At 56.0% G+C, this 21634-nt stretch carries 16 protein-coding genes; 8 read left to right on the top strand and 8 right to left on the bottom strand.

Annotated elements, in window-relative coordinates:
• Window positions 1–23 precede the first annotated feature (23 nt).
• The 3 genes from ONV78_RS15325 (at window position 24) to ONV78_RS15315 (ending at window position 1587) form a co-directional block, all read left to right on the top strand.
• Entirely contained in the window at window positions 24–431 is a 408-nt protein-coding gene (locus tag ONV78_RS15325) for a DUF2170 family protein (RefSeq protein WP_127968560.1), read from the top strand.
• Between the two features lie 17 nt (window positions 432–448).
• Window positions 449–1141, top strand: a complete 693-nt coding sequence (locus ONV78_RS15320) for a PspA/IM30 family protein (RefSeq protein ID WP_279504315.1) — start codon at window positions 449–451, stop codon at window positions 1139–1141.
• A gap of 122 nt (window positions 1142–1263) precedes the next feature.
• On the top strand, window positions 1264–1587 hold the full coding sequence (locus tag ONV78_RS15315) for a hypothetical protein (RefSeq protein WP_127968558.1): 324 nt from the start codon (window positions 1264–1266) through the stop codon (window positions 1585–1587).
• 20 nt (window positions 1588–1607) lie between these two features.
• On the opposite strand, the gene ONV78_RS15310 is transcribed toward ONV78_RS15315, so the two are convergent.
• From ONV78_RS15310 to ONV78_RS15285, 6 genes are all read right to left on the bottom strand, one after another.
• Window positions 1608–2561: an alpha-E domain-containing protein gene (locus tag ONV78_RS15310; RefSeq protein WP_216736494.1), complete on the bottom strand. Its 954-nt coding sequence runs from the start codon at window positions 2559–2561 to the stop codon at window positions 1608–1610.
• 1 nt (window position 2562) lies between these two features.
• On the bottom strand, window positions 2563–4014 hold the full coding sequence (locus ONV78_RS15305; RefSeq protein WP_216736493.1) for a circularly permuted type 2 ATP-grasp protein: 1452 nt from the start codon (window positions 4012–4014) through the stop codon (window positions 2563–2565).
• The gene (locus tag ONV78_RS15300; protein ID WP_279504312.1) at window positions 3989–4885 is read right to left on the bottom strand and encodes a transglutaminase family protein; all 897 of its coding nucleotides are present in this window, start codon (window positions 4883–4885) and stop codon (window positions 3989–3991) included. The genes ONV78_RS15305 and ONV78_RS15300 overlap by 26 nt, the downstream gene beginning before the upstream one ends.
• A 16-nt stretch (window positions 4886–4901) precedes the next feature.
• Window positions 4902–7397 (bottom strand): circularly permuted type 2 ATP-grasp protein, encoded by a 2496-nt coding sequence (locus ONV78_RS15295; RefSeq protein WP_279504310.1) that lies wholly within the window; start codon window positions 7395–7397, stop codon window positions 4902–4904.
• A 3-nt stretch (window positions 7398–7400) separates the two neighbouring features.
• Window positions 7401–10679: a transglutaminase family protein gene (locus ONV78_RS15290; protein WP_279504309.1), complete on the bottom strand. Its 3279-nt coding sequence runs from the start codon at window positions 10677–10679 to the stop codon at window positions 7401–7403.
• A gap of 174 nt (window positions 10680–10853) precedes the next feature.
• Complete coding sequence (locus tag ONV78_RS15285) at window positions 10854–11591, bottom strand: proteasome-type protease (protein ID WP_279504307.1); 738 nt, start codon at window positions 11589–11591, stop codon at window positions 10854–10856.
• Window positions 11592–11887: 296 nt separating this feature from the next.
• Between ONV78_RS15285 and ONV78_RS15280 the strand changes: the two genes are divergently transcribed.
• Entirely contained in the window at window positions 11888–12661 is a 774-nt protein-coding gene (locus ONV78_RS15280; protein WP_279504305.1) for an acetoacetate decarboxylase family protein, read from the top strand.
• Window positions 12662–13277: 616 nt separating this feature from the next.
• Here ONV78_RS15280 and ald read toward each other — a convergent pair.
• Window positions 13278–14399 (bottom strand): alanine dehydrogenase, encoded by a 1122-nt coding sequence (gene ald / locus ONV78_RS15275; protein ID WP_127968551.1) that lies wholly within the window; start codon window positions 14397–14399, stop codon window positions 13278–13280.
• A 132-nt stretch (window positions 14400–14531) separates the two neighbouring features.
• Here ald and ONV78_RS15270 point away from each other — a divergent pair, with 132 nt between their 5' ends.
• Window positions 14532–15017: an Lrp/AsnC ligand binding domain-containing protein gene (locus ONV78_RS15270; RefSeq protein ID WP_127968550.1), complete on the top strand. Its 486-nt coding sequence runs from the start codon at window positions 14532–14534 to the stop codon at window positions 15015–15017.
• A 21-nt stretch (window positions 15018–15038) separates the two neighbouring features.
• Here ONV78_RS15270 and creD read toward each other — a convergent pair whose 3' ends face one another.
• A complete protein-coding gene (creD, locus tag ONV78_RS15265; protein WP_279504301.1) occupies window positions 15039–16400 on the bottom strand; it encodes a cell envelope integrity protein CreD in 1362 nt (453 codons plus the stop codon).
• Between the two features lie 213 nt (window positions 16401–16613).
• On the opposite strand from creD, the gene ONV78_RS15260 reads away from it, so the two are divergent.
• The 3 genes from ONV78_RS15260 to ONV78_RS15250 all read left to right on the top strand — a co-directional run bounded on the left by ONV78_RS15260 (window position 16614) and on the right by ONV78_RS15250 (window position 21634).
• Window positions 16614–17768: an FIST N-terminal domain-containing protein gene (locus ONV78_RS15260; protein ID WP_279504299.1), complete on the top strand. Its 1155-nt coding sequence runs from the start codon at window positions 16614–16616 to the stop codon at window positions 17766–17768.
• 33 nt (window positions 17769–17801) lie between these two features.
• Window positions 17802–20294, top strand: a complete 2493-nt coding sequence (locus tag ONV78_RS15255; protein ID WP_279504297.1) for a hybrid sensor histidine kinase/response regulator — start codon at window positions 17802–17804, stop codon at window positions 20292–20294.
• A gap of 131 nt (window positions 20295–20425) precedes the next feature.
• Window positions 20426–21634 (top strand): EAL domain-containing response regulator, encoded by a 1209-nt coding sequence (locus ONV78_RS15250; RefSeq protein ID WP_279504295.1) that lies wholly within the window; start codon window positions 20426–20428, stop codon window positions 21632–21634.

Raw genomic sequence — 21634 nt, 5'->3', positions numbered from 1 at the left:
TATTATGTCGCGAGGAGACAACGGTGAGCTTAATTAACGATTTAGCCCTCAAGTTATCCGACGCCGCCTACGAAGGCCACACGTTCGACTGCCTCCCAATCAGGGGAGAAGTGGAAGTGCTGCAGGTGCAAGTGTCGGAACTGGATGCATTACCGATATACGTGACCGCTACAGAGACCCAAATCCTATGCATCAGTTATTTGTTTCGCAAGGGCGAACTGCTGGAATCCCGTCTCGCGGAGTTAAATGAATCGCTACTGGAAATGAGCTTGCCGATGCCCCTTAGCGCTTTCGCCATTGTCGACGACTTCTACGTCATTTACGGCGCCTTGTCGCCTCTATCCATTCTCGAAAACGTCCTGAAAGAGCTGGTGACGCTGGCCCGCAACGCCAACGATTGTTTCCAGGCCTTTGAAGAGTATTTGAAATAGATCACCGGAGGTGTTCCATGAGCAGCATCATCGAAAAGCTACTGACCGCACTGCGCGGGGGCGTGAGGGAAATGGGAGAGGCCGTAATGGATGCGGACGGCGTACGCGCCATCGAAAGAGAGATTGAGATCGCCAAAGGCCATATTGAAGACGCCAAACGCAGTCTGACGGATGTCATGGTCCATAAGCTGGAGGCTGACGCCACAACCAAATCTCTGCGTCTGGATATCGCCAAGCGCGAAGCCGAAGCCCTGACGGCGCTTAACCAGAATGACGAAGCGCTCGCCCTGCAAGCAGCGGAGCACATCGCCAGGCTGGAGACCAGCGTGCATGAGCAGCTGACGATCAGCCAGCGCTATAACGAACAGATCCAGCGTCTCAAGAGCAACATTCAAAAAGCCGAAAAGTTAATCGCCGATAACGAACGCGATCTCGCCGTCGTGCAAACAACGGATAAAGTGCAAAAGGCGACCTTACAGATTGCGGACAACGCCGCCGCCCACAACGCGAATCTGGGATCGGCGCGGGAAACCCTGGAGCGCATCAAACGCAGTCAGCAGATGACGGATTACCAGATAGAAGCGGGCGAAGAGCTGCAGGCTGAGCGCAATGAAGATCCATTAGCCAAGCGTCTTGAAGCCGCCGGTCTGACGGGGGATTCACGCAGCGCCCGCGACATTCTCGAACGCCTCAAAGCGCAAAAGCCCTGAATTGAATTACGACGGAAATTGCTGATGACTTTTATGCAGCCCCGAACAGGCTGCTTTTTACTATCAATGAGAAAACCATATGAAAGGCGACCAGACGGCCAGAGCGGCGCCGGGAGATAACGTTGAACAAAGGTAAAGATCGTTGGCTTGAAGAACAAAAAGCGGTAAGAGCCACCCAACTTGCTTTTGACGTATCCAAAGAGGTGCAGCAAGTGTTGAAGCGGGCGGCGCTGGATCAGGACCTGAATCCGCCGGACATGATCCGCAAGATACTGGGACTCTCCTATAACAAAACGCCGATTCGCCCGCGCCTGACCGTTTCCTTGCGCTCGGAAGATTTCACTCTGCTGGCGCAGAAATATGGCATTGACCCGGAGGACACGCTGGCCATCCGGGAAAAAGCGGCGGAGGAGCTGATCGCCTTCGCGCAGTCGCTATTAGATTGATTTTGTATGGGGCGCAGCGCTCAGGCTGCGTCCTGACTTTGCGACTGAGCGCTGACCTGCCCGCCGAAATAGGCGACGCTCAATTCCTCATGCGTCTGCGCAAACCCTACCTGCAATTGATCCATAAAGTTCTGTAGTTCCGTCTGCTTCAGCTTGGCGATCTCCACATTGTCGATCTGCCGGTTGATGCGATGAATCACCAATTGCGCCTTTTCGTGGTTCGGCAGCGACTCCAGCGATTTCTCAACTTCCGACATGGCATGGGCGATCGCCCTTGGAAACACTTTTGACTGAATCAGGAATTTCAGCACTTCCTGACGCTGGATGCGCACCTGCATCTCGCGTCGATACATTTGATAACCGGTCAGCGACTTGAGCACGCTCATCCATTGCAGGTTATCGTTAGTGGCTTTGGTCACTATGGCGTCCGGCACCAAGTTAGCGGAACGGGTGTCGATTATGCGGCTGGTCATATCCGCCCGCTCCAGATTCCGCCCCACTTTCAGGAAGGTATATCCTGCATCGTGATTCATCGTGCCTGCCAGAATGCCGGTTATATGCTGGCATTCACTGATGATTTCGAAGAGGAAAGGATAACGTCCACGCTTGGTCAACGCCTGCTGCGCATGGTCTTTGGCGTAGAGATAAACCCGGTTGATCGCTTCCCACACTTCACGGGGGATGACATCGCGAATAGTGCGGGCGTTTTCCCGCGCATAAGCCATACAGGACAGGATGGAAACCGGGTTGTTGTTTTCTGCAATCAGGAATTTCAGGACTGAGCGTTCGTCGAATTCGCCCTCATAAAGCTCGCCCACGCCCGTGATGGCGATAAGTTGTCCCCAGATTGGCGACAAGCCTTTCGGCAAGTCCAGGGTCAGGTTGGCGTTGACGTTGATCAGGCGCGCCATGTCCTCCGCACGCTCAAGATACCGGGCCATCCAGTATATGTTTCCGGCTACTCGTGAGAGCATTTCAGGCCTCCTCGTCTATGATCCAAGTATCTTTACTCCCCCCGCCCTGGGAGGAATTCACCACCAGCGACCCTTTTCTCAACGCTACCCGGGTCAGTCCGCCGGTGGTCACGTAAATCTGATCACTGGAAAGAATGAAAGGACGCATGTCCAGATGTCGCGGCTCCACCTTACCGTCCACCAGCGTAGGCGCGGTGCTGAGATTCAGCGTCGGCTGCGCGATATAGTTGCGCGGATCGGCTTCGATCAGCTCCGCGAACTTTTCCCGCTCTTTCTTGGTGGATTTGGGGCCGACCAGCATGCCGTAGCCGCCGGATTCATTGGCGGGTTTCACCACCAGTTCCTCCAGATGAGAGAGCACGTACTTGCGGTCTTCGTCTTTCATACATAAATAAGTGGGCACATTGGGCAGGATCATTTCCTCGCTCAGGTAGTACTTGATCATGTCCGGCACAAACGCATACACCACCTTGTCATCCGCCACCCCCGCGCCCGGCGCGTTGGCCAGCGCCACATTGCCCTTCAGCCAGGCCCGCATCAGGCCGCGCACGCCCAGCACTGAGTCAGGGTTGAAGGCTTCCGGGTCCAGAAACAGATCGTCCACGCGACGATAGATCACATCGACCCGCTCCAGGCCATATATGGTTTTCATATAAACGCAGTCGTCGTCAGTCACCACCAAATCCGTGCCTTCCACCAACTCGCAGCCCATCTGCTGGGCGAGATAAGCGTGTTCAAAATAGGCGGAGTTATAGATGCCCGGCGTCAGCACCACGACCTGGGGGTAATCCGCCGGACGCGGCGATAGCGCAGCCAGGGTATCGAATAGCTGCGAGGGGTAATCGTCCACCGGCAAGATGCTGAAGTCGCCGAACAGGTCTGCGAATACGCGTTTCATGACCTGCCGGTTTTCCAGCAGGTAGGACACGCCGGACGGCACCCGCAGGTTGTCCTCCAACACGTATATCTGGCCATCTGAGTGCCGCACCAGATCCGAGCCGCAAATATGCGCCCACACGCCGTGAGCCGGGCTCACGCCAATGCATTGCTTACGGAAATTCTTGGATTTGCTGAGCAGCTCTTTGGGGAAGACTTTATCTTTGACAATCTTCTGGTCGTGATAGATGTCGTCGATAAACATGTTGAGCGCTTTGACGCGCTGTTTGAGTCCGGCGTCGACCACATCCCACTCTTTCTTGCTCATCACTCTGGGGATAATGTCGAATGGCCACTGTCGGTCGATGGAGCCGCCTTCCTGATCGTAGACGGTAAAGGTAATGCCCATTTCCTTGATCGCCAGTTCGGAAGTGCTTTTCAGCCGATCCAGCTCCTCGTCCTCCATTTCCGCCATATGCCTGGCCAGTGTTTCCGCCACTTTCCTTGGCTTCCCTTTCCCGTCAATCAATTCGTCATAGAGTTCCGGGTATTTATAGTCTTTCCATTGAATGCCCATGGAAGAGATCCTCTCGTTTTATTATGTCTACGGTTACCGCAACTTCAGGCTGCTGCTGGCCCCCTCCGTAACAAACGCCCTTGAGCGGCGGTACGTCGGTGTAATTCCGCCCTATCGCCACGATGATATGCTCTTTCGCCACCCACATATTGTTGGTCGGGTCCACATGAATCCAACCATAGCCCGGCGCATGCACCGCAAACCAGGCATGAGAGGCGTCCGCGCCCTGACGCTTTTTCTCTCCTTCCGGAGGATGCGTGAGCACATAGCCGCTAACGTAAGCGGCCGCCAACCCGATGGCCCGCAATCCCAATACCGCCAGATTGGCGAAGTCCTGGCAGACGCCTTTGCGCAACTCCCAGAATTCGGTAACGCTGGTGTCCACCTGCGTGGCGCCGGACGTGTATTTGAAATCCCGATAGATGCGGGCGGCGAAGTCTTTCACTGCTTCATTCAGCGCCCGTCCTTTTTGAAAGCTCACCAACGTATAGTCGATCACTTCATCAATGATCGGAATCGAAGCGTCCGGATACGCGAAAGAGCACAGCGCAGCGCGTTCCGCCGGGTCAGACGCAGCGGCGTAGCGCGCACGCTCCCATGGCGCCGCGCAGGCCCCGTTATGCGGCCTCGGACGACGCTCCACAATCGCCTCGCTCACCACTTTGAGCGCAGAATGCGGCTTATGCACTTCAAAGTAGTGCATCTGATTACCGAAGGCGTCTGTCCTCAGGTTCTGGAATTGCGGCTTGGGGTCTACCTTCAAGCGATGCTCAATGCGCATCTGACCGTCGCCGGACAACGGCTCCAGCCAGGCGGCGTTATAGGCGAGCGAGGCCGGTCCCGGATAGCGGTAGACCGTCTCGTGCTTCACCCTCAGCAATACGCCGTCAGCGCATGAATCGGGTGAGGGGTTGGGCGTGCTTGAAGTATTGGTGCTCAATATTCAGACCAAACTGATTTAGTTGTTGTGTCAGGTTTTGCAAAAAGGGAGCCAACTCTGTCTGAGTCAATTCGAGGTCGCGCCACTCCACCGCATCCGCCAGTCGCAGCGGCGTAAGAATCGCCAGAACGTTCTTCTCGAGCCCGATGAGTCCTTGTTGCGGCGTTGGGTTCAAATAGCTCAGCAAGGGCTCCAGCTCACTGACAGCATAGACCAACGAACGCGGGTTGGTAGGCTCCAGTAGTAAATGTTTCCATAACGTGTAAAAAGGCAACTCAGTGCCATAACGGCGGCGATGGCTGCTCAGGCAGTCATGGGCTTCGAGCAACATTTCCCGCAGCCCCGCCTCGTTGTCTTCGTCCAATTCCGCGCAAATTTTATGGGTGCTGGATAGCGTGTTTTGCGCCCGTTCCAGGCGTCGCCCCAATTGCAACCAGAGGCCTCCCTGGTTCAACGCCAGACTCTCCTGACTCGCCCCTAAAAACGCCAACAGAGCCGTGAGAAACGGCTGGATAAACTGGTCCAACGCCAGCACGCTGCGGTTTTTTTCGCTGTACTCCAGCAACTCCTCAAGCTCCTCCACCGCGCGCCAGCAGTCGCCGGACCACAGATCCCGCACGGTGTAAGCGGAGTTGATAGCGCCGCGCAGATTGAAAGCGACGCCTCCCACGCGGGTGGAGTCCAGCACATACTGTTTCAAATCCTCAACGGTAGGCAGGCCTTCGCGACCAAGAGCGCAGAACGCTTCCACCGCCGGCAACATGCCTGCCAGCACGGCTTTATCCGTATCGAAGCCATAGTCGATATAATTTTCCAGGCGTCGCACATAAGCGCGAATATGGCGTAGCAGTGATTCCGTGCGCTCCAGATAGCGCGCCAGCCAGAACAGGTTTTCCGCCGCCCGGCTGGTAAGCACCGCGGAGGCGATACGACGTTGTTTGGTTGGACTCAGCCGCAGCACATCGCGCATGGAGCCGGAACTTTTCAGCAGCCATGTGTCCTTACTCCATCCTCCAGATTGGCCGGACACCAGAAAGGTATGCGCATCCGGCGAGACCCGTGTCAGACCGCCAGGCATGACGTCGTACTGTTCGCCATCGCCGGCGGCGAATCCACGCAGCACCAGATGCCGCGGCTGAATCTCGGAGCCGACCAGGGTCGGCGTGGTGGAAAAGCTCAGCAGTTCCTGCCCAACATAGCGCCAGGGCTCCGCCTGAATGCGCCGTTTTAGTGCGTCGCGTTCCCGTGCGCTCATTTTGGGCCCGAAACACACCAGTGCGTGGCGGTCTACCGTCTTGATCACCAAGTCATCCAGATTCTGCAGGACGTGTTTGAGTTCTTTCTCCTGCCCGCACCACCAAGTGGCCACGTTGGGCAGCTTGAGCTCTTCCGCCAGAAAATGCTTCGACAACGCCGGGAGAAACGGCAGCATCGCCGGCGATTCCAGAAAGCCGCCGCCCAATGGGTTGGCCATTCCCACCCGTCCAAGCGCCTGCGCCTGCGCCAGTCCCGGCACGCCCAGCATGGAGTCGGCGCGAAAGTTCAGAGGATCGCAGAAAGCGTCGTCTACCCGGCGGATAATGACATCCACCTGCTGCAGGTCATCCACGGTTTTGAGGTAGACCTTCCCCTGACGCACCGTCAGATCATCGCCCTGCACTAAGGTGATGCCCAGTTGCGCCGCCAGATAAGCATGTTCGAAATACACTTCGTTGCCGATACCCGGCGACAACAGCACGATCGTGGGCTCTTTTTGCTGGTCCGGAGCCAGCGCCGCCACATGACGTTTGAAGTGATAGAAAAATTGCGCCAGCGGCGCGATGGCGTAATCCACGGCGTTTTGACTTAAAACGCGCTTGGTCACCATTCTGGCTTCCAGGACGTAGCCGGCGCCGGAAGGTCCCTGAGTACGATCCGCCAGCACCCACCAGGAGCCGTCAGGGCCTCTGGCCAGATCCGCGGCGAACAGACTCAGCGGCAACGCCGCGGAGCCCATCATCGAACGCAAAAACCCCGGATGCTGCAACACCAGTTCCGGCGGCAACACCCCTTGCTTCAGACAGGTTTGCGGTCCCAATAAATCCGCCAGCACCCGTGAGTACAAATGCGCCCGCTGCTGTAATCCCGCTTCAATCGGGTTCCAGTCCGCTTCGGACATCACCATCGGCAGCGGGTCCAACTGCCAGGTTCGACGCATGCCCTGCGGGTCGTCGTATACGTGGTAGTTGACGCCCTGCTCTTTCAAACGGCGCAGCGTGTCGCGACGCAATTGCCCGAGATCGTCCCGGGATACCCGAGAAAAATATTCCGCAAAGGCGCGCCAGTGAGGACGCGCCTCGCCACCGGAACCCAGCATTTCATCGAATGCGGTGGCGAGGGGGGAATATGGCAACCCAGTCAGATCCAGACTGGGTTGCGTAGAGGGCGCTATGTTTTCTGACATAGCTTAATCGTAGCGTAAATCCAAGGTTAAGGGATAGCTGGCGTTGGGCTTGGGCCGGGGCGGCGCAGCGCCGACGCGAGGCTCGCGACGAGGATAAAAGCGCCCGCCGCCATTGACGACTGGCGGCGCAATCAGAGGGCCATGGGTGTGGCCAATATCCTCAAAACGACTGATGCGACGCGCTTCCGCTTCCAGCGCATTGACCGGGAAATGCTCGTAACTACGGCCCCCCGGATGCATGACGTGGTACGTGCATCCACCCAGGCTGCGGCCGTTCCAGGTATCGAAAATATCAAACACCAGGGGCGAGTGAACGCCAATAGTGGGATGCAATGCAGACCAGGGCTGCCAGGCCCGATAACGCACCCCCGCGACATAGCAGCCCTCCTCTCCGCCAGGAGACATAGGGACGACGCGCCCATTGCAGGTCAGCACATGGCGCTCAGGCGTCGCCAGTCTCAGCTTGACCTGCAGCCGCTCCATACTGGAGTCCACGTAGCGCGCCGTTCCCCCTGCCGCGGCTTCTTCACCCAGCACAAACCAGGGCTCCAACGCATGCCGCAGCTCCAGTTCAACGCCCTCCAGCTCCATGGTTCCGACACGTGGACAACGAAACTCCAGAAAAGACTCATACCATTGGGATTTAAAGGGGTAGCCATTATCCGCCAGAAACTGCAGCACATCCGTCAGATCACGCCACAGGAAGTGAGGCAACATAAAACGGTCATGCAAGCTGTGTCCCCATTCAATCAACTTATGCTTGTAGGGACGCTCCCAGAATAGAGCCACACAGGCCCGCAGCAACAGCATTTGCGCCAGGCTCATGCGCGCATGAGGCGGCATTTCAAAAGAGCGAAACTCAAGAATGCCAAGGCGACCTGTGCTGCTGTCCGGGGAATACAGTTTATCGATGCAGAATTCACTGCGATGGGTGTTGCCGGTCAGGTCAGTCAGTAGGTGGCGGAGCAGCCTGTCCACCAGCCAGGGTTGCGGCACGTCTCCCGCAGGCATATGAGAGAAAGCGATCTCCATCTCATATATCCGCTCTACCCGTCCCTCGTCCAGACGCGGCGCCTGGCTGGTGGGGCCGATAAACATACCGCTGAACAGGTAAGACAGACTGGGATGATGCTGCCAGAAAGTAATCAGGCTGCGCAGCAGATCAGGACGCCGCAACAGCGGACTGTCCGCCGCCGTAGGCCCGCCCAGCGTCACATGATTGCCGCCGCCGGTGCCGCTGTGCCGACCGTCCAACATGAACTTTTCCGTTCCAAGGCGGCTCAGGCGCGCTTCGTGGTAAAGCGTTTCTGTAATCTGCTTAAGCTCATTCCAACTCGAGGCGGGTTGAATATTCACTTCAATCACCCCTGGGTCCGGCGCCACCACCATTTTCACCAGTCGGACATCATGAGGCGGAGGATAGCCCTCGATACGCACCGGGCGCTTGATCTTGGTCGCCGCCCGGGACAGGGCATCCAGCAACGTCACATATTCTTCCAATGTACTGACCGGAGGCATAAAGGCATGTAGATAGCCGTCGCGCACTTCCGTGCACATTGCGGTATGGATGACCATCTCCGCCAGTGGACGGCTTTCAGCTTTTGCGTGAGGCCTTATTTCCTGCGGCAACGGAGCGAACGGGTCACGTTCATGCACTTCGTACTCGTCGCTGAGCTCATGGGACGAAAGGCTCGCCAAAGGCAGCCTGAAACCAAGAGGAGAATTACCGGGACTCAGGTACAGCGCGCCCTGTAAAAAGCGCCAGAGACAGGTGCGCCAAACGCCTGTCACCTGATTCAGACCGATTGGCAGACAATAGCCCACTGTCTGATTCAGTCCCCGTTGCATGACCTGCGCCAAAGTGCGGCGCGCCAGTTCCTCATGATCTCCGTGCGGACCGTCTCCCGCCGGCAGTTGAGCATGACGCCACATGTAGTAGAAAGGGTCTTCGTAACAAGGTTGCACCGCACTGTCGGACAGACCCATTTCCTGGCAGAAAGCCGCCATGAGAGCACGCGCGTCATCCGGCTTGGCGTCGTGGCTCAGCGCATCTTCCGGCCCCTGCCACAGGGGGGCGCCGTCTTTGCGCCAATACAGGGCGTACTGCCAGCGCGGCAGCGGCTCCCCGGGATACCATTTGCCCTGACCGTAATGCATAAAGCCGTTTTCCGCGTACTGCTTTTTAAGCCGCAGGGACAGGTCAAAAGCCAGACGCCGCTTTTCCGGCCCATCTGCATCCGTGTTCCATTGCGCCGACTGCATATCGTCAATGGAAACGAATGTCGGTTCGCCGCCCATCGTCAGACGCACGTCATTACGAGTCAGCGTCTCATCGATATGTTGACCCAGGGCGTCAATGTCTTCCCACTCTCGCTCAGTAAAGGGCCGGGTAACGCGTGGATCTTCTTTTATTCGGGTCACCTGGTTGAAGAAACTGAATTCGACTTCCGCCTCATCCACAGACCCCAGGATAGGCGCCGCTTCTTCCGGGTTAGGAGTACAGGTGAGCGGAATATGTCCCTCCGCGGCGAATAAGCCGGAGGTTGGGTCCAGCCCCAGCCAGCCCGCGCCGGGAACAAAGATTTCGCACCAGGCGTGTAAGTCGGTGAAGTCATTCTCCGGCCCGCTGGGACCGTCCAACGATTTCTGGTCCGGCGTCAATTGCACCAGATAACCGGATACAAACCGCGCCGCCAACCCCATCCGCCGCGACAACTGGATCATCAGCCAGGCGGTGTCCCGGCAGGAGCCCCGCTTTATCTCCAGCGTATGCTCTGGAGTCTGCACTCCCGGCTCCATACGGATGTTGTATTGGATGTCTTTACAAAGGGTCTGATTCAGCTCGACCAGAAAATCATTGATCGGCTTTTTCTTCCGGGGCAGCGACTTTAAATAAGACTCAAAGCGAGGCCCCCACTCTTGCGTCGCAAGAAAAGGCTCCAATTGGGCTTTCAGTTTATCCGGGTATTGGAAAGGGTAATGTTCCGCGAAGCTTTCAACGAAAAAGTCGAAAGGGTTATAGGCGGTTAAGTCCGCCACCAGATCCACATCCACTTCCAGCTTGGACGTCTTCTCTGGAAAAACCAGCCTCGCAACGTAGTTGGAGAAAGGGTCCTGCAGCCAGTTAATGAAGTGCGGTTTGGGATGAATGTTCAGACTGTAACTGATAATCGGCGTGCGGCAGTGCGGAGCGGGACGAAGTCGGACAGTGTGTGGAGACAGACTGACCAGTCGGTCATAGGTGTATGTCGTTCGATGTCTGATCCCTACCAGAATACTCATAGCAACCCCCTTGCTTAGTCATCGTCGGTAAGCGCCTGCATTGTTATGACGCATCCTTTACTGACTCTCGCTAGCTCCCTTGCTCCGCAACAAGGATAGGAGGCGATGTCCGGTCAAGGAATACGTTAATTCATCTTATCGCAGCGCTTCTATGCAACTACCGCGCCTTGGCGCTTATTTATTTTTCTCCCACTCGAAAAGCGGCAACTCATTAAACAACGCCTTAAGCCCCTCGCTCCATTGCTTGCGCAATGTCGCATAGTAAGGCGAATTCAGCTTCAAATGCATGACATGGGCCGGCTCCAGTTTACCGGTCTCATACACCAGAAGATCAAACGGCGGCGCCACGGATAAATTACTGCGCATGGTGGAGTCCATGGAAACCAGGGCGCAACGGGCCGCCGCCTCGAGACTGGAGTTACTGCGGATCACTCGATCCAGAATAGGCTTGCCGTATTTCGTCTCCCCTATCTGCAGGTACGGCGCATAGGGCGAGCTTTGAATATAGTTTCCTTCAGGATAGACCATGAATATCTCATGGGGACCGTCGTGATATTGGCCGCCAACGATCAGGGTGCAGTCGAAATTAGCGCCCTGCTTCAAATCCTTTTCGTAATAGTTTTTCAATTCGACGCTCAAGGCGCCGATGTAGCGAGCCGCGTCGCTCATGTCATTGCATGCGGCCAGCCCGCCTTCTCCAGAAGGATCTTCCAGGTCGCGGGAGATGCGTCTGACCACCGCCTGCGTGGTCGCCAGGTTGCCGGAGGTCAGCACGGTGACAAAGGCCTTTTCCTGCACTTTGAACGAATACATTTTGGGATAGGTGTTGACGTTATCAACCCCTGCATTGGTACGGGAATCAGATGCAAACACCAACCCGGCATCAACGGATATCGCCAAACAGTATGTCACGACCGCGCTCTCATTAAACAACAGGGAATCGGCTGCATAATGTACTTGGCGACGCATGCTTGCAATAATTTCTTTGTTAATATTCATATGCGGGCGCAACCGGCGTGAAAGCAGCTTTTCACCGGGATAATGCGCGCGTCATACAGCGGAGCAGGAGGGATGTCGGCGGACCATGAAGCACGCCGGCTGCGCGAACTGACTCACATCAAACCCAGTGGGAAAGTTCGTGTTAATCTGTGTAAATCACCCGGCCAGGAGCCGCCGCCTCAACCCACGCCATCTGCGGAGACATCCCGATGACCGGAGTCAAATTAGGATTAACCACTCCAACTCCCATGCCAAGCACAGACAAAGGCGCACTCTCCGCGTCGATCAATTACCGCGACAGCGCCTGCATCAATGCATTCTTTCCCGTTTCTGTGGAGGCGGCGACATCTCTGCTAAAGGGCAGCGGGCTCAAACCGGCTTTTGCACTGGGCTCTCACACGTTGGTGGTGGTCAGTATCTATGATCACAAGCGCTGCGCCATCGGCGCGCATAAAGAGGCCGGCCTGGTTATTCCCGTACTGCCGGAAGGTGAAAGTCTGCCGCTGAGCAACGTGCTGGATTTGTACCTGCCTATTAATCAACGCCGTATCGGCTTTTTTCCGTTGGACCTCCCGGTCACATCTGAGAGCGCTCTCTCGACTGGCAGAGAACTGTGGGGGTTGCCGCGCTTTCCGGCGGAGATCACCCTCGCCAGCCAACGCAGGCAGATACACGCGCAAGTCCGCTCTGACGGCGAAACGCTTTTTACTTTGAGCGGCGAAACGCTGCCCGGCATTCCAGTGATTCCTGTCAACCTGCTGATTTACACCCAGGTGGAGCATCGACTTACGAAAACCAAAGTACGTTTGAAAGGATTTGGAAAGCTCTACCCTGCAGGCACGGTCAGGCTTACAGTCGGAGAAACCGACCACCCAATGACGGAACATCTGACCCGTTTAGGCCTTGATGAAAAAAGCCCGGCTTTGATAATGCGCGCGGAACGATTGCAAATGCTGATGGAGCCGGCGTCAAGGATTGACTGACGCAACACTTGTCTGCACAAGCGCACATTAATTGACCAAACTCCAGGATTACCGCCCCATCTTGGAGCTTCCAGCAAATATCCGGGGCGGAAATAGGAAGGAAAAACGTCCTCGATTACATGGAAGCTATCCAAAGATTAACGCTTTTTCTTTTGCTTTCAGTGAATTGCCCGGAAGTTGAAAACCACTGGCACGGCTTATGCTGAAACTGGAGTGAAAGAGGTGTCCCAAACCAAACGATAGACCCACAACCCAACGAAGACGGATTGTCTCAATCTAACCACTGAGAAGAAGGATTTAAGTTATGAAACCTGAAACCAACGAAAGTCTGCTGTTCGCTTTAACCCACCCCTATGAGGTGACGGTTATGCAGGAAATGAGAGAGTATTTTGAGTGGATGTATTACGCCAACTAAGGCGTCCCGCCGAGCAGGAAACGCACAGTACAAGGACGTTCTCCTGCCTCTGCGCTGTTTTGCGGTCCCCGCAAAAACAAAAGCGGCCACTCAGGGCCGCAAGGAAGACGAGAATCCATTCTCCAATGCACTAGAGAGCATAAGCGCCGAAGCGCTTTTGCGGAGGTTTAACGGTTTTACCCGTTAGAACAATGTCGCCTGTTACAGCAGCGCCAAACCTTCTTCTGGAGTCAGGGACTCGATGTCCTGAGCTACGCCGACAGATGGACAGGTCAGCTTACCTTTCACCACGTTCAGACCTTGCAGCAGGAAGGCGTTGTCTTCCAGAGCCTGCTTCGCGCCTTTGTTGGCCAGTTGCAGAACGAATGGCAATGTTGCGTTGGTCAGCGCCAGAGTAGAAGTACGCGCTACAGCGCCAGGCATGTTGGCTACGCAGTAGTGAACAACGTCGTCAACGATAAAGGTCGGTTCAGCGTGAGTGGTTGCGTGAGAAGTCTCGAAGCATCCGCCCTGGTCGATCGCCACGTCGACAACCGCCGCGCCGCGCTTCATTTTTCTCACCATTTCGCGAGAAACCAGTTTTGGAGCCGCTGCGCCTGGAATCAGAACGCCGCCGATTACCACGTCAGCCTGAGTTACCCACTCTTCAACCGCTTGCGCAGTGGAGAATACGGTTTGGACGCTGTTGCCGAAAGTTGCGTCGAAGCGTCTCAGCACGTCAACGGACTTGTCCATTACAACAACCCGCGCGCCCATGCCGACAGCCATCTGAGTGGCGTTAAAGCCAACCACACCACCGCCAAGAACCACGACCAGAGCCGCTTCCACACCAGGAACGCCGCCCAACAGCAGACCACGACCCGCCTGGGATTTTTCCAGACAGCGCGCAGCAGCCTGGATGCTCATGCGTCCAGCGACTTCTGACATGGGAGACAACAACGGCAAGCGACCTTGCGCGTCAGTAACAGTTTCGTAAGCGATACAGGTGGCGCCGCTGTTCAACAGATCTTGAGTCTGAGGAACGTCTGGGGCCAGGTGCAAATAGGTAAACAGAGTTTGCCCAGGACGCAACATAGCGCGTTCTTGAGCTTGAGGTTCTTTCACCTTGACGATCATATCGGCGACTTCAAACACTTGCTCAGCGGTAGCGGCGATTTCCGCGCCAGCCGCGACATACTGCTCGTCAGAGAAGTCGATGGCTGCGCCGGCATCCTTTTGCACCACCACTTTGTGTCCATTGCGAATCAGCTCCTGGACAGCGGCGGGAGTCAATCCGACACGGTATTCGTGGTTTTTTACTTCTTTTGGTACACCGACAATCATTAATAAGCCCTCTCAAGGTTAGTAATAATTCCAGTCTACGCTTTGTATGCAGAATTTATCTCTGTTGTTAAAATTAAACTTGGTGTTTTATTCTTTTATTTTAAAACTTTCAGCACATTTGACTGGCAAAAAATGAAAAAGCAGCTGGACCGCATAGACCACGCCATTTTGCGCGAACTACAAAGTGAAGGACGCCTTAGTAACAGTGAACTGTCCCGGCGGGTGAACCTGAGCCCCACTCCCTGCCTTGAACGGGTAAAACGGCTGGAAAGAGACGGCTACATTCGGCGCTATACCGCTGTTCTGAACGCTAAAAAGCTGGGCGTGGGTCTGGTGGTGTTCATTGAAATCGGTTTGAACCGAACCTCCAGGGATGTATTCGCCGACTTCAAGGACTCCGTCATCAAGGTTCCCGAAGTGCAGGAGTGTCACCTTGTCTCCGGCAATTTCGACTATCTGATAAAAGCCAGGGTGGCCAACATGGATCAGTACCGGGCTTTGTTGGGAGAAAAGATACTGGTGCTGCCTGGCGTGAGGGAGTCGCGCAGCTATGTCGTGATGGAGACGGTCAAGGAAGGCCAGGAACTGAAACTGGATGGCTGGCGCGAAGACCTCTGAGCCTCGCGCCAGTTATTCCGGTCAAGCTTCCCTTATGTCTCCTTCGCCGCCCCGCAGGTTATACCAGTCGATTCTGCGCGTGGCGAACATCGCTGCGCTAAGGATGACAAACAATCCCAGAGAGCCGTACAGCAGCGCCAGATCCTGTTCGTTCAGTAGCGATAATAGATAGCCGTACAACACAATCAATAACGTGACGAAGGCGATGGTTAGCTTTCTCCGCCGGATAAACTGCCCGGCGTACCATCCTACCTGCCCAATGACCGCGCCACAGGCGATCAAATATGCGGCCCAGGTCCCCAAATGCTCTGAAAGGGAGAGAAACAGCAGATAGAACAAACACAGAGTCAGTCCTGTAAACAAGTACTGCATAACGTGGATGCGCACGCCACTGATGACTTCAAAGAGCCACAGGCACGCAAAGGTGCAGGTAAGAAACAGTAACGCATACTTCACCGAACGGCTGATTTCCTGATATCCCGCCCCCGCAGCAGGTCGCGACACGCCGACTAATGGCGAAACCTGATCAAGCAAGGCAGGCGCTGACCCCGTCCAGGAAGCGGGAACCCCTTTGGCCAGAAACGGAATGTCCCATTTAGCGTAAAAGGCGTCCTTTTCCAGCTTACGCTCCACCGGCAGCCAATTTCCCTGGAAGCTCGGATCTAACCAGTCTCCATCGATTTCGATATTGCTTTCCTGCCCGACCGGCGATACATACAACGCCTGTGCGCCTTTTAAACGAATCGCCAGATTGAAATCATTAGGGGCGTCGGTGCGGATCGATCCTACCGGCAGTCGCATATGTACGCCGCTGACGTCAGCCATGCCGCCGCCGGGCGAAGGCGCAGCCTCGTGCTCATTCCAAAGAAACTTAATCGGACTTTGAATCGCTTTTACATCCCCAATCGCTACCGAAAGATAGGCGTCTTTTAACCGTAGCGACTGGTTTTCCTCCAGCTCCTGCAATTGCGGACGCAGGTCAAACGCCCCTTTCAGATTGGCGTCCGTATGATAAAGAGGCGCCTCATAAATACCTCGATATCGGATATCGCTGATCACTTTAAATTTTGCGTGCAAATAGGTCGGCGTCACCATTAGATAATGGGTCCGCATAACAGGTCTGGCGGCGGTCTCCGAAGCGACTGCGTTGGATGCGGTGTCCACCGGTATGACAAGAAAGGGGCCGTTCACGGTCTGCTCGCCGCCCCATTTCTCAGTAATCTCCGTCACAACATTATGGTATCTGACGCTGCGTTCTCCGATCAGACCATTAATCTCCATGATGGGAATCTGCAATATCAGGATCAGCACGCCAATCATAAAAGCTTTGCCCAGTGGAGAATGCAGCCCAAATCGCCGCCAATTTACTTCTCTTACGTTCACCTTGCCCGCTCCTTTGTTTGCTCTGTGGCTATAAAAACAAACAAATAGGGCGAACCGATGGGAAAATCAGGGCGAAATATGGCGCGGAGAACTTTATTGGGTGGGATGAATTCTCACCATTGAGCAACTAGACTTTAGGTAACGCCTGAACTGATGCATTTCACTGGCTTTGAGCCGTCATATTAATAACAGCTGTTACCGTGAAGGTGTCCCATGAAAGCCTGCTCCACTTCCACGAACGCCGCCGATCCATATCGGGCGGGGACCATGATGGGCGACGTGCTCGCCGCCATAAGCCCTGAAGTCATCTTCTTATTCTCCACCGTTCACTATGAAAACCCGCAAGAACTTGTCGAAGGGCTGTACGACAGTATTGGCAATGATGACCTGGTGATTATCGGCAGCACCGGAGACGGATTCTTTGAAAGCGAAGGGCCGCGGGACATCGGAGCCTGCGCGCTGGCGCTCAACTCGGAAGGCCTGGTCAGGTGGCGCGCCTCCCACGCATTAGGCGTTGGCGAGCAACCGGCGCAGACCGCGCGCACCGCCCTGTCTGACGCGCTGCAAGCCTGTGGCGACGACAAACCAACATGCATGTTTATGGTGTCGGATTTTCGCGCCGACGCCTCGCAGATTGAAAAAGTGCTGGAGTTCGAGACGGACATTCCCATTGTCGGAGGCTTCGCCGCCGACGACAACAAGATGGCCAGTTGCACCCTGTACGCCAACCGTCGCGCCCTTTCCGACGCGGTGGTTGTCATGACGGCGTCCGGCGAGCTGCATTTTGATATCTCCATCGGCAACACCCTGAATGCTGTCGGCCAACCGGGAGTCATCGACAAAGCGGAAGGCGCCACGATTTTCTCCATCGACGGCACCGACGCCATGGATTTTATCGAACGGGAAACCGGCAAGCCGGTACTACAATCGGACCGTGGCATCACCTCCCTGTCGATTATTGATTCTGACGAACCGGATATCACCCGACTACGATCCATCGTGCCCGACTTTTCCGTTTCCGAGCGTTTTTTGGGGCTCTATGGCGGCATAGAACAGGGCAAGACGGTACAAGTATGTCTGGCGCAACCGGAAACCATTATCAGCGAGGTATACAGCATCGCCGAAAAGGCGCGTAAACGCGGCGTGAAACCTGTCGCTGCGCTTATTGTCAGCTGCGTGGGCCGTAAATGGCTATTGGGACATGAGATCGAACATGAAATCCGCGCCTTGGCGGAGCACTTCGGCAGCGCCCTGCCCATCGCAGGGTTTCCGTCATTTGGGGAGATCGGTCCGCTCAAGACCGCGAAGGGTTATTCAAGAAACTTGTTCCACAACATGACCTATGTACTTCTGTTAATATCCGAATAACCCGTTCGCGCTTCCGTAGGGCATTGATAATAAATGAAAGCCAGGTTAATCAGTACGCTCGACCCCGCACCGCCAGGCTTCACCTTCCGCCACCCGCAAAAACGCGATCTGGTGGCCGGACCGGTTGTGGTGGTCACCGATAATTCCGAGCAGGTGCTCGCCATTGTCGACCATCGCAGCGACCGCTTACAGGGAGCGATAGTCAGCTTCGGCGACGCCTTTGATCTGCAACCTCTGGGGCCGCGCTGTTGGTTATTGCAGGCCCCTCATCACTGGTTCAATGACCTGGCGCAAATCTTCACGCCCATGTTAAAGGTGCTGGACGACACCATTCCACTGCTGGACGAATCCCAGGAACTGCAGTTGAAACTGGAGCGCGCCAGTCGCGACCTGTCCACGACCCATGATGATTACCAGCGGGTCAACGCACGCCTGCAAAACAAGGTGGAAGCGGTCACTAAAGCCCAAGGCGAAATACTGGCGCTGAATACCGCCCTGGAAAAACGCGTAGACGCGCGCACCGCTGAGCTGGCGGAAACCAATCGCAAGCTGCTCGACGCCAAAGAAGCGGCGGAAAGCGCTAACGAGGCCAAAAGCTTGTTTCTGGCCACAATGAGCCATGAAATCCGCACGCCGATGAACGGTATCCTGGGAATGCTGGAGCTGCTGTCGCATTCGCAGCTCAGCGCCGAACAAACCAAGATGATCAGCACAGTAAGGGACTCCGCCTTCTCCCTGCTGAATATTCTCAACGACATTCTCGATTTCTCCAAAATAGAAGCCGGACGCATGGAGCTGGAGAACATCACCCTGTCCGTGGAGGAAATTATCGAAGGCGTGGCGGAGACAGTGGCGGCCAGCGCCAACAAACGCAATCTGCACCTGCATTGCTACGTGGACCCGGACATTCCCGACGCGCTTATCGGCGACGAAGTGCGTCTGCGCCAGATTCTGTTCAATCTGTGCAGCAACGCCACCAAGTTCACCGACACCGCCAACGGACAACAAGGGTGCGTCACCTTGCGCGCCGACCTTCTGCACAGCGCGGGTCAGCTCTATTCCATCCGCATCAGCGTCAAAGACAACGGCATCGGAATGGACCGGGGCACCCTGGACAAGCTGTTCAGCCCTTTCACTCAAGGGGAAAGCTCCACCACTCGTCGCTATGGCGGCACTGGGCTGGGCTTGTCCATTTGCAAACGCTTAACGGAGATAATGGGCGGAGCCATAGAAGTCGCCAGCGAGCCGGGACAGGGCACGGAATTCCGGCTCAATCTGACCCTGGCCGCCGCTCCAGGCGCTCGCGTTGAGCCGCCGCCCACACTGGATGGCATAGAAATGCTGGTGGTCCTAAGCGACGAACTCACTCGGGCGACAATCACCAGCTACTTGCTGAAATTCGGCGCAACGGTGCAAAGCTGCCAGGGCATAAAAGAAGCGTCCACGCACCTCTCCAAAGCCCTGCAACTGGACCGTACGCCTCCCGTTCTGCTGACCTACGCGGAGCAGGACGGCGATCTCTCTCCCTTGCTGAAGCTGCGTGGACAACCCTGGGGGCAGGACGTGCGCTTTATCATCCTGACGCCGCGACGCTATCGGTCACTGAATCCGCCGCCGGATTCCGTCAAAGTCTATGTCTACCCGCTGTGTCGTAATGATCTTGTGATGGCCGCCGCAGCGGCGGCAGGGCGTTGCAGTCCACCGGTCAGACACTTTCAGGACCCGGACAAGATCCCCCGTTTCGACGTGCCGAATCGCCCAGGTCTGCACCCTGTGAGCATACTGGTGGCGGAGGACAACCTCACCAATCAGGAGGTCATCCGCCTGCAGCTGAAACGACTCGGTCTCGACTGCATTATTGTGGAGAACGGTTGCCAGGCGCTGGCGGTATGGCAGCAGCGTCAGGTGGATCTGGTGCTAACCGATTGCCATATGCCGGAAATGGACGGCTTTCAATTGACCTCGGCGATCCGGGAAAAAGAAGGCGCAGGCCTGCGCACCCCCATTATCGCGATTACCGCCAACGCCTTGCGTGGTGAAGCGGAGCGCTGCCTGCACGCGGGCATGGACGACTATCTTTCCAAGCCTGTGGAAATTCGCAAACTCTATGAGACGCTGGCCAAATGGCTGCCGCATCAGCGCCGCAAGCTCAACCCCGCGGACCACCCGGAAATGGTGGAAGGCTCCGTGGACCTCAATGTCTTGAGCGACTCTGTGGGGCCGGATATAGACGTCCAGCATGAAATTCTCACCAAATACCGGGAAGACGCCGCCGCCAACCTGAGGGCGCTGGTGCTTGCGGCCCAACAGGACAATCCTGAAGCCGTAACCTTCGAAGCGCACCGCCTCAAATCCTCCTCCCGCGCTATCGGCGCGGAAGCGCTGGGAGAATGGAGTGAGAAAGCCGAAATGGCTGGGCGCGGCGCTAATTGGCGCGATATCCGCTTCGCAGTCAGCGGGATTGAGCAAGAGTTCGAAAAAGTAGACTATTATTTACAAAACTGGCTGGCCCATAACGGAGGTTGAGCTGACTGCGGCCAAACCGTCACGCAGCCCCGTCGCCCCCGACTGCTCCGTCCCCACATCGCGGCTGCTTGGCCGATACTGACGGAGCGAGCCTCGGCGACACAGATCAAAAGAGTTAAGAATTGATTGTTATGAGCGAAAAGCAGTTTTGTCACCTGAACGCCCTGATTATTGATGACGACGCCTTCATGCGCAGCATTATCACCAAAACGCTGCAGCGACTTAATCTGGGGCGTGTGGAGAGCGTTGCGAGCGGAGAAGAAGCGCTGACCTTGTTGGAAGGCGACGACTCCCACTTCGATATTTTGCTGGTGGATCTTCTGATGCCAGGCATGGACGGTATTGAACTGCTGCGCCATCTGGCAGAACATGAATACCAGGGCGGCGTTCTGCTATTCAGCGGTGCAGACAGCAAAGTGTTGAAAGCGGCAGTGAATGTGGCGCGGGCGCGCTACCTGAATGTGCTGGGGTCGTTGCAGAAGCCCGTCACCGTTGACGCCCTCACTTACTATCTCACCCATTACCAGTCTTATTTCCGCTCCCGTAACACAGTTTCCGGCGGCTCTCTGCTCAATACCAGCGAGCTGCGCCAGGGCTTGAATGACGGCCACCTCACGCTTTATTACCAACCCCAGGTGGATATGAAAACGGAAGCCGTCGTCGGAGTCGAAGCGCTGGCTCGCTGGAAGCACCCACAACATGGTTTGCTGGGCCCCGGCGCGTTTGTGCCATTAGCGGAAGAAAGCAATCTTGTCGGTGATTTCACCACCGCCGTAATCGCCCAGGCGATAGATCAAATGCAGAAGTGGAAGCAGAAGCAGCTCAATCTGCAGGTCGCCATCAACATTTCCTCTTCCTCTATTTCCATCCTGGACCTGCCGCACTTGCTGGAACACTACTGCCAGCACCATAAAGTGGAGGCGTCGAGAATCACGCTTGAGATAACCGAGACCCAAGTGGGACAGGACATGGTGACCATGCTGGAGGTGCTCACTCGCATCAAGCTCAAAGGGTTGGGGCTGTCCATTGACGACTTCGGCACCGGCTATTCTTCATTGGAGCGCTTACAGCGCATTCCCTTCGACGAACTCAAAATCGATGGCAGCTTTGTCCACGGGTCCAATCGCGACCAGGCGGCGCGCGCCATTTTTGACTCCAGCGCCGCCCTGGGCAAACAACTGGGCATGAGTATCGTAGCGGAGGGAGTGGAAAATCAGGATGACTGGGATTACGCCGCCAAACTGGGCTGCGATATCGCTCAAGGATTCCATATCGCCCAGCCGATGGCGCCGGAGGATTTTGAGGCTTGGCTGAAGCGCCGCGAGGCTGGCAAAGAGTAG

Source organism: Hahella sp. CR1 (assembly GCF_029813005.1).
Classification (GTDB): Bacteria; Pseudomonadota; Gammaproteobacteria; order Pseudomonadales; family Oleiphilaceae; genus Hahella.
Note: the sequence above shows the minus strand (reverse complement) of the source record. Positions and strands in the feature narration are given on the sequence as shown.